At 67.3% G+C, this 13,582-nt stretch carries 9 protein-coding genes; 6 read left to right on the forward strand and 3 right to left on the reverse strand.

Going from position 1 to position 13,582, the window contains the following annotated elements:
- Nucleotides 1-99: 99 nt before the first annotated feature.
- The 3 genes from WMF36_RS15270 to WMF36_RS15280 all read right to left on the reverse strand — a co-directional run bounded on the left by WMF36_RS15270 (nucleotide 100) and on the right by WMF36_RS15280 (nucleotide 1,881).
- A complete protein-coding gene (locus WMF36_RS15270; RefSeq protein WP_437580340.1) occupies nucleotides 100-465 on the reverse strand; it encodes a YraN family protein in 366 nt (121 codons plus the stop codon).
- A 286-nt stretch (nucleotides 466-751) separates the two neighbouring features.
- Complete coding sequence (locus WMF36_RS15275; protein ID WP_437580341.1) at nucleotides 752-1,588, reverse strand: hypothetical protein; 837 nt, start codon at nucleotides 1,586-1,588, stop codon at nucleotides 752-754.
- A 116-nt stretch (nucleotides 1,589-1,704) separates the two neighbouring features.
- A complete protein-coding gene (locus WMF36_RS15280) occupies nucleotides 1,705-1,881 on the reverse strand; it encodes a hypothetical protein (protein ID WP_437580342.1) in 177 nt (58 codons plus the stop codon).
- Between the two features lie 375 nt (nucleotides 1,882-2,256).
- Here WMF36_RS15280 and WMF36_RS15285 point away from each other — a divergent pair, with 375 nt between their 5' ends.
- The 6 genes from WMF36_RS15285 (at nucleotide 2,257) to WMF36_RS15310 (ending at nucleotide 13,506) form a co-directional block, all read left to right on the forward strand.
- The gene (locus WMF36_RS15285) at nucleotides 2,257-3,903 is read left to right on the forward strand and encodes a tetratricopeptide repeat protein (protein WP_437580343.1); all 1,647 of its coding nucleotides are present in this window, start codon (nucleotides 2,257-2,259) and stop codon (nucleotides 3,901-3,903) included.
- Between the two features lie 91 nt (nucleotides 3,904-3,994).
- On the forward strand, nucleotides 3,995-7,831 hold the full coding sequence (locus WMF36_RS15290) for a hypothetical protein (protein ID WP_437580344.1): 3,837 nt from the start codon (nucleotides 3,995-3,997) through the stop codon (nucleotides 7,829-7,831).
- A gap of 11 nt (nucleotides 7,832-7,842) precedes the next feature.
- Nucleotides 7,843-9,312, forward strand: a complete 1,470-nt coding sequence (locus tag WMF36_RS15295) for a tetratricopeptide repeat protein (protein WP_437580345.1) — start codon at nucleotides 7,843-7,845, stop codon at nucleotides 9,310-9,312.
- A gap of 399 nt (nucleotides 9,313-9,711) precedes the next feature.
- On the forward strand, nucleotides 9,712-9,954 hold the full coding sequence (locus WMF36_RS15300) for a hypothetical protein (RefSeq protein ID WP_437491112.1): 243 nt from the start codon (nucleotides 9,712-9,714) through the stop codon (nucleotides 9,952-9,954).
- Between the two features lie 89 nt (nucleotides 9,955-10,043).
- Nucleotides 10,044-12,083 (forward strand): AgmX/PglI C-terminal domain-containing protein, encoded by a 2,040-nt coding sequence (locus tag WMF36_RS15305; protein WP_437580346.1) that lies wholly within the window; start codon nucleotides 10,044-10,046, stop codon nucleotides 12,081-12,083.
- A 514-nt stretch (nucleotides 12,084-12,597) separates the two neighbouring features.
- The gene (locus WMF36_RS15310; RefSeq protein WP_437580347.1) at nucleotides 12,598-13,506 is read left to right on the forward strand and encodes a tetratricopeptide repeat protein; all 909 of its coding nucleotides are present in this window, start codon (nucleotides 12,598-12,600) and stop codon (nucleotides 13,504-13,506) included.
- Nucleotides 13,507-13,582: the final 76 nt, after the last annotated feature.

A 13,582-nucleotide genomic window follows, 5' to 3' on the forward strand; every position in this document is an offset into this window, starting at 1 on the left:
ACCAACTCAGAATCAACCCGAATTTACGAACCTGAGCTGGCCAGGCGTTCGCGTGGCCGCGTCGTCCTCTCCCCGACCGCGGCGTCGCCGCGCTCGGCGCTAGAAGGCAGCTTTGATGTGCTCGATCGCTGCCTCTCCGTTCGGGAGGAACGTCACCGACGCGGCGTCGAAGCGCATCCGCTCCACGCCGCGCACGCGCGAGAAGCGGGCGCGCCAGAGCTGCTCTCCGGCGCGTCGCACGCGGGCGCGCTTGCCCGCGTCGATGCTGTCGAGGGCGCGAACGTACGAGCCGGCGCCGCGCGTCCGCACCTCGATGATCGCGATGACCGGGCCGTCCCGCGCGATCACGTCGATCTCCAGGCGGCCGACCCGCGCGTTGCGCGCGACGATCTCCATTCCCTGCGCCGCGAGGTAGGCGACCACGGCGTCTTCCGCGCGCACCCCGAGCGCTCTCCGCGCGTCCATCGGCGGAGCGGCAGCGGGCGTGAGCGCTGCGCGCCTCGGCGACGCCTCGCCACGGGCGCCGCGCCGCGCGGAGCCCCCGGTGCGCGCGTCTCCACCGCTGCCGGCATCGCCCGTCGCATGGGCCGTCGGCGCTCCGGCGTGCGCTGCGCGTTCCGGGCGCGTCGTGCGCCCGGGCCGCAGGCCGTCGTGTGAGCCTGAATCGTCGCTGGAGGGGAGGGAGCCGCCGGCCTGATCGACCGGCGCACGTCGAGGGCTGCGCGAGGCGCCGCGGCCCGTCACCCGATGCCTAGAAGCCTTCGCACTGGTCCGAGTTGACGCGACCGGGCACGTCGCCGCAGGCCTGCTCGCCCTCGAACTGCGAGCCCTGCTTGATGCAGTACTTGCCGGTGATGTTCGCGTCGCCGAGCCCGACGTTCGGGCGGATCTCGGAGCAGGTGAAGCCCTGCGGGCACTCGCAGAAGTTGAAGTTCGGGTCGTCCGGCTCTCCGTCGGCCACGCCGCACCGGCAGGAGCAGTACACCGCCTGCTCCGCGTTCCGTTGCGAGTTGCCGGCGCACTGGCCGCAGACGGGCGACGCGACGGGATCCTCGGTCCCCGGCACGCAGCAGGCCTTCCCCTGGTTCTCCGCCGCGGATTTGGTCGGGTCCTGGCACCCCTTGAAGCTGCCGTCGGCGTTCTGGGCGCGGCACACGTACGCTTTGCACATGCCGTCGGCCGTGTCGCAGCTCCAGCCCTCGCCGTAGCAGTCGTCGTTGCTCTGGCACCGGCAGTCTTGATTCCCAGCGCAGTTCGGCGGCTCGACCGCCCCGGACAGGGCGCACGCCTCGCGCTTCCCGCCGCAGGACGCCGCGTTGTTCGGATCGCAGGGCTCTGGCGCCTCCTGGCCGAGCGGGCAGCTCACGCGCCCCTGGAAGTGGTTCACCAGGCAGATCCGCGTCTGGCATTGGAAGGACCGCGATTCGATGTTCTCTTCCGTCACCTTGAAGCCCGCGAACTGCGGATCGTACTCGTCTTCGGGCAGGCACGGGTCGCCCACGCCGCCGCTTTCACACGCGGAGGGCAGGCTCGCCATAGCGACGACGCTGAGCAGGCCGAGCAGGCCGGACAGAATGGAACGGGTCATCAGAACGTGCTCCTTCGGCGGCGGTGCGCGCCATCGCCTCGGCTGAGGCGCGCGGACGGGAGGCAAGAAAACGCTCAAGTCGAGGTGCTCAAAGGCACAACGTCAGCGGTTGGACCCTAGACGAAGCGCGCCTTGAGCGTCAACAGCCGGATGGGGCGCGCCCCGACGAGGTCGGGGGCCGTGCCCGGCGCACAGCGTTCGACCCCGCGCCCGCCCGTCCCTTGGCAGCCGGCGGCCACGCCTTCGCCGCGCGGCGCCGCCGCGGCGCTCGGGTGAAGGGAGCGGCCGCGCATACTTAAGGAAGCGATCGCGCTTCCGTTCGAACATTCCACCCTCAACTCCTACGCAGTGCGCAACCCCAAGGTCGACGCGGCGCCCGGTGTCTGAGGCCGGGAATGTAGAGCAGGCCCACAGCCGGCATCGCTTGACAAGCCGCGTGCCGCAATCCTACCATCCCCCGCCACACGCAAGTATCCGTTGATTCTCATTGAACTTTTTGGTTCTCGACCGAGCTGCCTCGGGGGTCTACGGCGCGCGCTTCCGGTGTGTGGAGCCGCGAACGGGGCGAAGGGGCCACGATTTTACGTCGCCGAAAGCGAGGAACGACGATGCGGAACCGGGTGGCGAGTATCTGCCTTGTAGCTTCTGCCCTCTTGCTATCCCCCGCCGTGGGGCATGCGCAGGCCGGCAAGGGTAAGCCCGTCGCGGCTGAAAAGGCGGACGCCAAGGGCGGCACGAAGCCCAACAAAGAGATCAACCTCGACGACGATGCGGGCCCCGTGACCGCGGGCCAGATGACGGAGGAGGCGGCGCAGGCGAAGCGGCTGTTCGACGGCGAACGGTGGAGCGATGCCGCGCGGCAGCTGAAGCGCGTCGTCGACGGCGACACCGGCGACGACGCGGGCAACCGGCAGATCGCGCAGTACCACCTCGCGATCGCGCTGTACCGGCTGCAGTTCTACCAGGCGAGCTATGCGATCTTCTCGCAGGTCGCCGACAAGCCGAGCCACATCAAGTTCAACGAGACGCTGCTCTGGCTGTCCAAGCTCGCGACGCAGCTCCCCGAGCCGGCGGACATCATCGAGCGCGTCGGCAAGTACAAGACCGAGCAGATCGCGCGCTTCAACAACCCCCAGCAGCGCGACCTCTACTGGCAGCTCAACTACCTGCTCGGCCGCTACAAGTACCGGAACCGGAACTACGAGGAGGCCATCGCCCTCTTCGCCAAGGTCGACCCCAACAGCAAGTACTACGTCCAGGCCCAGTTCTTCAGCGGCATCTCGTACGTGCAGCTGCGCAAGTCGGTGCCGGCGGTCAAGTCGTTCCAGCGCATCGTCCAGGCGATCGACGAGGGCGTCGAGGGCCTCGAGGACGAGGCGCGCATGCGCGACCTCGCGTTCCTCTCGATGGCGCGGACCTACTACTCGGCCTCTGTCCGCCTGGACGACAACAACGTCCCGACGATCGACGCTGCGAAGCTCTCGGCCGCCGTCAAGTACTGGAACCGCGTCGACGTCGCGAGCGAGTACTGGCTGGACAGCCTCTTCGAGGGGTCCTGGGCGTACTTCATGGCCGGGCTGTACCCGCAGGCGCTCGGCAACATCCATACGATCGAGGCGCCCTACTTCCCAAACTCGTTCTATCCCGAGGCCGAGATCCTGAAGGCGGTCGTCTCGTTCACGATCTGCCAGTACGGCGACGCGATCACGATCGTCGCCAAGATGAAGAAGAAGTACGAGCCGATCAAGAAGGAGCTCGAGGCGATCCTGAACCGGTTCCAGGGGGAGGGGAACGAGGAGCGCTTCTTCCAGTTCCTGAAGGACGTGAGCGCCGGCAAGGCGAACCTGTCGCCGACGGTCCGTCCGATCGTCGAGAACGCGCTCTCGGACCGCCAGCTGCGCCGCAACATGGAGTACGTGCGCGTGCTCGACGAGGAGGCGGAGCGGTTCAAGAAGGCGCCCGCCAACTTCCGCACCTCTCCGGTGGGCAGCGAGGTGACCGACGCCCTCGACTTCGCGAGGAGCCTCGCGGTCCGGAACGCCGGCACGCTCGGCCGGGAGCGCTACCAGCGCAACCTCGACGAGCTCAACGAGCACCTCCGCGACTCGTCGAAGATCCTCATCGACATCACCGCGGCCGAGAGGAACAAGCTCGACCAGCAGGTCGTCAGCGGCCAGCTGTCGAAGGAGGACGCGCTCACGTACGGCGTCGTCAAGCCCGACGATGAGCACGTGCTGTGGCCGTTCGACGGCGAGTACTGGCGCGACGAGCTGGGCTTCTACCGGCAGGTCGTGACCTCGAAGTGCAGCAAGTGAGAGATTTCTTAAGGGTTCGCCTCGCGGCACGAGACCGCGGGGCAGACAGCGCTTCCTCACGGGGGTCCGTGGCGGAGGGACGGAGATGGAGATGAAGCAGTCGAAGTTCGATGTACTGCATGCGCTCCGCGCAGCGGCGGGCACGCTGGCCGTGGCGGCGTGCGCCGTCACGACGAGCCCCGCGTCGGCGGCCGACGCATGCATCACGCAGCCGGCGAAGGATGCGATCGCCGCCTGTCCGGGCGGCAAGCTCCAGGTGTCGGCGGGCAAGAAGCCGCAGGTCAGCTTCAAATCGGCCCCCACGGGCATTCAACTGAAGAAGCGCGACGACCTGACGAAGCCGGCCAACCCGACCTCTTCGCAGGCCTCGGCGCAGCGCGACGAGCGGCGGAATCGCCTCGCCCCCAAGGTGAGGAGCCTGCTGATCACCGAGATCCAGGGCCTCGAGGGCCTGTACCGCTCGACGCCGAAGAACGCGCCGGATCGACCGAAGCTGATGCGGCGGCTCGCCGAGGGCTACGTCGAGCTGGAGTCGGCGGCGTTCCGCGACAAGACCGAGGGACAGATCAAGGCGGACGAGGCCAAGCGGAAGAACCCGAAGGCGGTCGCCGCGATCCGGGCCGAGGTCAGCAAGGCCGACAAGATCCTCGCCGCCGCGCGGAAGAGCGCGATCAAGTACTACACGCAGCTCAAGACGCAGTACCCGAAGTACTGCCAGAGCACCAACGCGTCCGACCCCGCGAAGAGCACGGGCTGCACGGACGAGGTCCTCTACTACCTCGCCTACGAGTACGAGCAGGCGCAGCAGCTCGAGGACGCGCGCAAGGTCTACTTCGAGCTCATCAAGAACTGGCCCAACTCGAAGTACATCCCGAACGCGTACCTCGCGTTCGGCGAGCTCTTCTTCAACGAGGCACAGGGCGACCCGTCCAAGTGGGACCTGGCCGAGCAGTCGTACGTCAAGGTCACCCAGTACCCGGCGCCCGAGAACAAGGTCTGGGGCTACGCCCACTACAAGCTCGGGTACGTCTACTGGAACAAGGGCGACTTCGCCCGCGCCATCAGCGAGTTCAAGAAGACGATCGAGTACGGGCAGCAGTTCCAGCAGATGCCGAACGCGGCGCAGCTCGCGATCTCGGCCCGGCGCGACATCATCCCCGTCTACGCGCTGGCGGGCGACCCGCGGAAGTCCCATGACTTCCTCCGGCCGCTCAGCGGCGACTCGAGCGGCAGCTCCGAGAAGACGTTCAAGATGATGGACGACCTCGGGCAGAACTACCTCGACACCGGTCATTACAAGGAGGGCATCGAGCTCTACACCGACCTGATGACCCGCGATCGGGGCCCGAAGTACTGCGTCTACCAGGGGCACATCGCCGAGGCGACGCTCGCCATGAAGTCTGGCAACAAGGACCAGATCGTGGACGTGCTCGGGCGCCAGCTCGACGTTCACAACAAGTTCCAGGGCGACGGGCACCCTGCGGACGCCAAGCTGAAGTGCTCCAACATCACCGCCGGCCTGATGACCGAGACGGCGATGGCGTGGCACCTCGAGGCGGTTGGCTCGGGCGGCGTGCGCGGCACCAGCGACAAGAAGACGATGCAGCTGGCGGCGCAGCTCTACGACAAGGTCGTCAGCAACTTCAAGCAGGAGCAGTTCGCCAAGTTCGAGTTCCCCCGCATCCTGAAGGAGGACTGGCCGAACATCTTCAAGATCAAGTACGCGATGGCCGACCTTCTGTACTTCCAGAAGGATTGGGCCAAGTGCGGCCCCGCCTTCGACTCGGTCGTGGCGGAGGATCCGAACGGCCCGCAGGCACCGGAGGCCGCGTACGCCTCGGTGCTCTGTTACCAGAACATCTACACCGAGACCCACAAGGACGGCTCCCACTTGAAGGGGGCCGGCAACCTCCCCGATCCGAGCACGGGCAAGAAGGGCGAGAAGGACAAGAAGGCGGACAAGGCGAAGTTCCAGCCGAAGGACTTCACCGACAGCCAGAAGGGCATGATCACCGCCTTTAACCGCTACGTCTGCTACATCAAGCCCGCCGCGAACGACAAGGAGGCGCAGGAGCAGTACGTCGAGGTGAAGTACGCGCGCGGACGCACGTACTTCGAGGCGCAGCACTGGGAGGAGGCCGCGCTCGCGTTCCGCGACGTGGCGCTGAACCACGCCGACAAGGAAGTCGGCATCTACGCGTCCCAGCTCTACCTCGAGTCGCTCAACGTCCTCGGCGCGAACATGGACCCGCCGCGTCCGTCTTGTTACGACGACATGGCCGCGGACGTGCCCAAGTTCATCGACCTCTACTGCAAGGGCGGCAAAGAGAAGGAGAACGCCGAGCAGTGCGGCATCCTGATCCGCATCCAGCGCGACATCGAGCGCCTGCGTGCCCAGAAGCTCGTCGAGGCGGCGGACGCGGCCGGCGGCGTCGAGGCCCTCAAGAACTACGAGAAGGCCGCCGTCGCCTACATGGACATGTGGAAGAAGTACGGCGAGGCCGCGTGCGAGGCGAAGCAGCCTGCGTGCGACAAGAGCGAGGAGGTCCTCTACAACGCTGCGAAGGCGTTCCAGGCCGCTCGCCTCATCGCCAAGTCGATCTCGGCGCGCAAGATCCTGCTCGATCCGAGGTACAACCTCCACAACACCGAGCTGGCGAAGACGTCGATCTACGAGATCGGCGGCAACTACCAGGCGATCGCGGTCTATGACGAGGCGGCGAACTGGTACGAGCGCTACGCCCGCGAGAACCCGAAGGGGGAGAAGGCCGCGGAGGCGCTCCAGGACGCGGTCGTGTTGCGGCTCGGCCTCGGCCAGGAAGACCAGGCGATCAAGGACGCCGACCTCTTCAACAAGAACTACGGCAGAGCGAAGCCGGCGCAGACCGCGCAGATCGCGTTCGCGATCGGCGCGCACTACATCGACCGCGAGGACTGGGACCAGGCGCGCAGGCGGCTGTCGACGGCGATGCCGCAGATCGACCGCAACGCGACGTTCGACGTCCAGGTGCAGGCGCACGCGATGTACGCGCGCGTCCTGCTACAGACGAAGAGCGTGACCCCGGCGAACGGCGAGTACAACAAGGTCCGCGGCTACTGGAAGGACCCCGCGGCCGCGCTGAAGAAGCTCGACGCGATCGGCGGCGAGGAGCCGGAGCAGCTGCGCCGGCTCGGCAAGGTGCTGACCGCGGTGGGCGAGGCCTACTTCCACTTCGCGGAGCAGAAGCGGAAGGACGTCGATAAGATCAAGTTCCCCGAGTACAAGGGCGCCGGGAACCGCGAGGACGTCCTCAAGCACATCAACACCAAGGTCGCCGACTGGGTGAAGAAGAAGCGCCCGGCGATCGAGGCGGCCGACGCGGAGTACCAGAAGATCCTCAAGCTGGAGCCGACGCCCCCGCCGAGGTGGGTCATCGCCGCCGGTGCGCGCGTCGGTCAGATGTGGGGCAAGTTCGTCGCCGAGTTCCGGGCCGCTCCCATTCCGAAGGAGTGGAAGGGGCACGGCATAGTGCCGGGCACCGACGTCTCGTACGACGAGATCCGCGGCGAGTACTACTCGCGCCTGGACGAGGCGAGCGAGCCGCAGAAGCAGATGGCGAAGGGCGCGTTCAAGACCTGCCTCGACCTGTCGGTGAAGTACCAGTACTTCGACGATTACTCGCGCACCTGCGAGGTGTGGCTCTCGAAGAATTACGGCGCCGAGTACCACCTCATCGACGAATTCCGCGGCTCTCCGTCGCGGGTCAACTCCGGCTTGAGCGATCGTCCGGCGCCGCTGAACCTCGACGGGACCCCGTTCCGAGATGCGCTGACCGTCACCGACAAGCCGGCGGCGACCAAGGAAGAGGGTGAGGACAAGAAGGCAGCGCCCGGTGGCTCGAAGGAAGGCTCGGCGCTCGATCGGGCCACGACCCGACCCAGGAAGTGATGGAGCGAAATATGAGAAGCATCACCTCATTGGCAGCGGTTGCGGTGCTCCTGCTGGCCGCGACGGGTTGTGGCGGCGGGAGCGTCAGCGGTACGACTCGCGCGGCGAAGGATCCGACGACGGGCAAGGAGCTCACCGACAGCAAGGGCAACGCCGTGACGGTCGCGGCGGCCAACAAGTTCAAGAACGCCATGGACACCATGGTCCAGCACGACAAAGCTGGGGACTGGAGCGAGGCGACTTGCAGCTCGACGGCCCAGCTGTTCCTGGACGCGGCAGACGAGCAAGGGGACGCGACGTTCGCCGAGGCCATCTACAACGCGGGGCTCGCGTACCAGCGTTGCAAGAAGGACTCGGAGGCGAAGAAGTACTTCCAGCAGGCGCTCCAGAAGAACCCGAAGTTCCACCCGGCGCGGGTCCAGGTGGCGCTCTACAACCTGGCGGAGTCGGGCGAGAGGAACATCGACGCGGCGATCAGCGAGATGCGCCAGGCCGCCGTCGTCGATGCGCAGTACAAGAACGTCGAGGCGCTCGTGCACCTCGCGCTCCTGTACATGAAGCGTGGCAACCAGGTCGCCGACAGCGACGGCCCCAACGACTTCCAGCGCGCGAAGCGGTACATCCAGAGCGCGCTGGCCGTCGACGACGCCTTCATGCCCGCGTTCAACCAGCTCGCCATCTACTACCTGGAGACGGCGAAGCAGAAGGCGGGCCGGAGGTCGGGCAAGGGGGTCGCGACCAACGTCAGCAAGCAGAAGAAGGTCGACACGCAGGCGCTGGAGCTCGCCGCGCTGGTCTGCTCTCAGGCCATCCGCAAGAACCCGAACTACGCGCCGATCCACAACACCGCGGGCATGATCCAGGTCGAGCTCGCGAACCTGAACGGCGCCGTGCAGGAGTTCAACCTCGCGAGGAAGCTCGACCCGACCTTCTACGAAGCGCAGATGAACTACGCGGCGGTGAACCTCCAGTTCCGCGGGTTCCAGCAGGCAGAGGAGGCTTACCGTGCGGCCCTGAAGATGCGTCCGAACGACTTCGACGCACACCTGGGGCTCGCGCTCGCCCTGCGCGGTCAGATCGACGATTCGAACTTCGACAAGCTGGTGGCGGCCGCCAGCGCCGAGCTTGACTCCGCCAAGAAGCTCGCCCCCGAGCGCCCCGAGACCTACTATAACGAGGCGATCCTGACCCAGGAGTACAAGGCGAAATCGGGCGGCAAGTCCGCCGAGGGCGCCCTCCAGTCGGCGAAGGGGCTGTTCGGCCAGTTCATCCAGAAGGCGGGCTCCAATGCCGAGTTCGTCGATGCGGTGAAGCGCTCGAAGGAGCGCATGGAAGAGATCGACCAGATCATCGCCTTCAACAAGCAGACCGAGGCCGAGCGCAAGGCGGCCGAGGCTGACATGAAGACGAAGGAAGCCGAGCAGGAGGCCGCTGCCGGGAACGAGGGCGAAGGGGGAGAAGGGGCGACTCCGGCGCCCTAGGCCGAAGGATCCTTGTCCCAGGCACCGTCTGACGCACGTCGCGAGCGGCCCGAGGCCCAGGGAGAGCAAGCCAGGGATACTGCAGTATTCCGAGCGAGCTCAACCGACGTCCCGGGCCGTGTAGCGGTGCGTCAGACAGTGCTCCGAGCCCCCCTCTCTCGCTGCACGTAACACGTTGCACGTAAGGAGAGGGGGGTTCGTCGTTTCTTCGCGACGATCTGGGAACCTTGGGTTGATTCGGCTGTCGAGGCGAGTGTGGGTCATGCTCTCCGGCGCCTCGATGGCATGCGAAGCTGGTTGACCGGCCGCCGCGTCCGGCGGTACAATGGCACTGTAACCGCGTCGAAACATTGTGAGGAGGCTGGAATGAGAGGGTTGACCCGATTGGGTGCGGGAGTCGTGGCTGCCGTTCTTACGAGCGTGGTCGCCTCATCGGCGTTCGCGCAGGCTGCTCCGGGCGGCGCCGGCGGTGGGAAGGGTGAGGGCTACGGGTACGAGTTCTCCGACGATCCGCTGAACGCCGGTGGATTCGGCCCCAACGACGCCACCATCCGCGTGCGGCCCGGCCCCGTCCGGACGACGCTGATCCGGCCCCGCACCTCGTTCGTTCCGGAGATGCTCAAGTCGGTCGAGAACCTCTGATGTGCCGGGCAGGTTGACGCCTGCCCTATCGATTTATCCCCCGGTGCCGGGGGCGTGCGCCGCGGGGCGTATAGGGAAGGCTGGCGGAGATGGAAGGCAAGCAAAGGGTCGCTCTCACATTTGCGCTCTACCAAAACGAAGCGCTCGTCCGTCGAGAGACGATCACGCAGGACATCGTCAAGGTAGGCAAGGACGCGAAGAGCCATCTGCGTGTCGATGACGAGCTTGCCTCGCGCATGCACGCGGTCATCGAGGTCGCCTCCCCGCAGGACATCACGCTCATCGATCTCGGCAACGAGCCGGGGACGATGGTGAACGGGGCGCGCGTCAACAAGTGCAAGATCAGCCCAGGCGATCAGCTCCAGATCGGCGGGACGAAGATCATGCTGGAGCGCGCCGAGCCGGTGGCGGTGGCCGCGGCAGCGGGCCCTGCGAAGCCGGTCCCCGCGAACCCGTTCGCCGCCGCGCCACCGTCGAACCCGTTCGCGGCCGCGCCGTCGAACCCGTTCGCGGCCGCGCCGTCGAATCCGTTCGCCGCGACCGCTGCGAGCGGGGCAGACCCGTTTGCCTACAACAACCCGTTCGCGCAGTCGGCGGCCGCCGTCGACGAGGTGCCCCACGACGCGCCGGAAGGCTCGTACACGTACACGCTCGTGAAGAACGGGCCGGACGTGCCGAGCGAGGAAGTCGAGGTCCCGGCGGCCTCCGTCGAGATCATGATTCTGTGGGATGCCGCGGTGCTTCACGTCGCGCACCTCACGCCGCCGCGCTCCTTCTACGTGGGTGAGGAGGAGAGCAAGAACTTCAAGTGCGACTACTTCATCCCCTCGGAGAAGCTCGGCACCACGCGGGCGCCCATCGTCCTCGCCGACCGCACGGGCTCGGTCTCCGTGGTGCTCCTTCCCCGCGCCACCGGCACGATCGATGTCCCGGGGACGCCGAAGATGACGGTGCAGCAGGCGATCGACCAGGGCCGCGCGCAGCCTTGCTCCGAGCTGTCGGGCGCCTACCAGATGGCGCTTCCGACCGGCGCGAAGGCGAAGGTCGAGCTCGACGGCATCGTCTTCCAGGTGTCCGCCGTGAACGCGGGCAAGGTCGTGGCCGGCCATTTCCAGCTGGACACGCAGGGCCTGCTGTACACGGGCCTCTCCATGGCGGTGCACCTCGGGCTGCTCGCGGCGATGGCCTTCTTCATGCCGCCGCTGGGCGACACGGGGGAGGACGGGATCTCGGCGGACCAGCAGTTCCTTATCCAGCAGTACCTCGCGGCGGCCGCCGAGAAGGAGATGGAGGAGAAGGAGACCGAGCAGGTCGCCGAGAACGCGGCGGACAACAAGGAGGGCGGCACCGGTACGCGCGCCAAGGGTGAAGAGGGTTCGATGGGTAACCCGAACACCAAGGCCACCGGCAACCGCTACGGCGTCCAGGGCCCTGCGGACAACGCCGATCCGCACATCGCCCGCCAGGCCGCGCTGCGCGACGCCGCGGAGTTCGGCATGATCGGCCTGCTGAACGCCGGCGCCGGCGGCGACCCGAACGCCCCGACTGCGCCGTGGGGGCGCGACGATTCGCTCGGCAACGATGCGCTGAGCGCCCGCGGCAACATGTGGGGCGATCAGATCGGCGACTCGTTCGGCGCGGGCGGCCTCGGCCTCTCCGGCATCGGCGAGGGCGGCGGCGGGCGCGGCGAGGGTATCGGCCTCGGCTCGATCGGGACCATCGGTCACGGCGCCGGCACCGGCACGGGCCAGGGCTTCGGCTCCGGCCACGGCCGCCTCGGCGGGTCGCATCGCACCAAGCCACCGCAGGTGCGCATGGGTGCGACGAGCGTGAGCGGCCGTCTGCCGCCCGAGGTCATTCAGCGTATCGTTCGCCAGAACTTCGGCCGATTCCGGCTTTGCTACGAGAACGGCCTCAGGAACAACCCGAATCTGCAGGGCCGCGTTGCTGTGCGCTTCGTCATCGGGCGCGACGGCGCGGTCTCCAACGTCGGTAACGGCGGCTCGGATCTGCCGGACAACGGCGTGGTCTCCTGCGTGGTGCGGGCGTTCTACGGCCTGTCGTTCCCGCAGCCCGAGGGCGGTATCGTCACCGTCGTCTACCCGATCATGCTCAGCCCCGGCGGCTGAGCTCGTCTCGCCGGTCGGCTCTCGCGAGCGCCCCGCACGCACTGTGCGGGGCGTTTGCCATTTCGGGAGCCGGACGCGGCAGGAGCGGGGCGCCGCTCGGCGTCTCCGGCGGTCGCCGCGCCGTGGTCGTGGGGGGACCACCAGGTCGGCGTGCGCCGTCGCGGGGGAGGGGGCGGGGGCTCGCCGGAAGGCGCTGCCGGCCGGCGCATGAGCGGGGTCTGAAGCCCTGGACTTCCGCGGTAGCCTCCGCCTATTCTCGCGACGCCGCGCGAGGTTGAACGCGCGCCACCTCAGGACGCTTGTGACGGTGCCACACGGAGCGGCGCAGCCCGTCTCCGGATTGCTGACGGAGCGGCGCGGCCGGCTCCGCGAACTGTTGGAGGAGCGGCGCAGCCGGCTCCGGGAACTGTTGGAGGAGCGGCGCAGCCGACTCCGGGAATTGATGGAGAGGGGCGGCGTGACCCCGCGGACACTTGGACGCCGGCAGAGCCGATCCCATTCGAAAGGTGAGCAGATGAAGCTTGGGGCATTCTTGATGGTTGGGCTGGTCGCGGCGGGCGCGGCGGGGCTGGGCTGCTCCCGGAATCGGCAGGAGGCCGTCATCCTGGCGAATCACGCCGACAAGGAGGTCGCCGTGAACCCCGAGGGGGCGGCCAACAAGTACGAGCAAGCGACCAAGCTCGACCCCACGAACCACCGCATCTTCTTCAAGCTGGCGATGGCGCACAAGAAGAGAGAGGAGTGGGATAAGGTCGCTTCCACGCTGGCTCGCGCCACGCAGATCGCTCCGAAGTTCGCCAACTACTGGTTCGAGCGAGGCTGGGCGCTCGAGCAGCAGGCGAAGAAGAAGACGATCTCGTACGAAGAGGCCAAAGAGCCCTACCAGAAGTGCATCGAGAACGATCCCAACTTCGCGGACTGCTACTCGCAGCTCGGGAACGTTTACCTCTGGACGGACGACGAGCAGAAGGCGCTCGAGAACCTCACCAAGGCGATCGAGCACAACCCGAGCGAGATTCGCTACTACGCGGCGCTCGCCGACCTGTACACCCGTCTCGGTTACACGAAGGAGGCGGAGCAGGTGCTCAAGGAGGCGAAGTCGCTCGCGAAGCCGGGGGACAAGTACCTCTTCGGCGTCCACAGCCTGCTCGCGTCGGTCTACCAGGAGCGCGGGTCCACGGCGGAGATGGTGACCGAGCTCGAGGCCGCTCGGGCGGTTGCTCCGGCGGATGGTCCGGAGTCGGTACAGATCCTCTGGAGTCTCGGGAGCACGTACGCGACCCTGGAGCCGCCGCGCAAGCAGGAGGCGATCCAGATGCTCAAGGGGTTCACAGCGCGCGCCTGCAAGGGATCGAGGGCGGCGAGCTTCAAGACCGAGTGCGAGACGGCGAACACGCTCGTCGCGCGGCTCGGTGGCCAGTAGCCGTGATGCCGCGCGTGGCGCGGGACACGTAAGGCGTTTCAATCCGTTCGAAGGTCGGGGCCGAGGGTCGATAATC

The organism is Sorangium sp. So ce887 (assembly GCF_051521455.1).
In the GTDB taxonomy this organism is placed as follows: Bacteria; Myxococcota_A; Polyangia; order Polyangiales; family Polyangiaceae; genus Sorangium.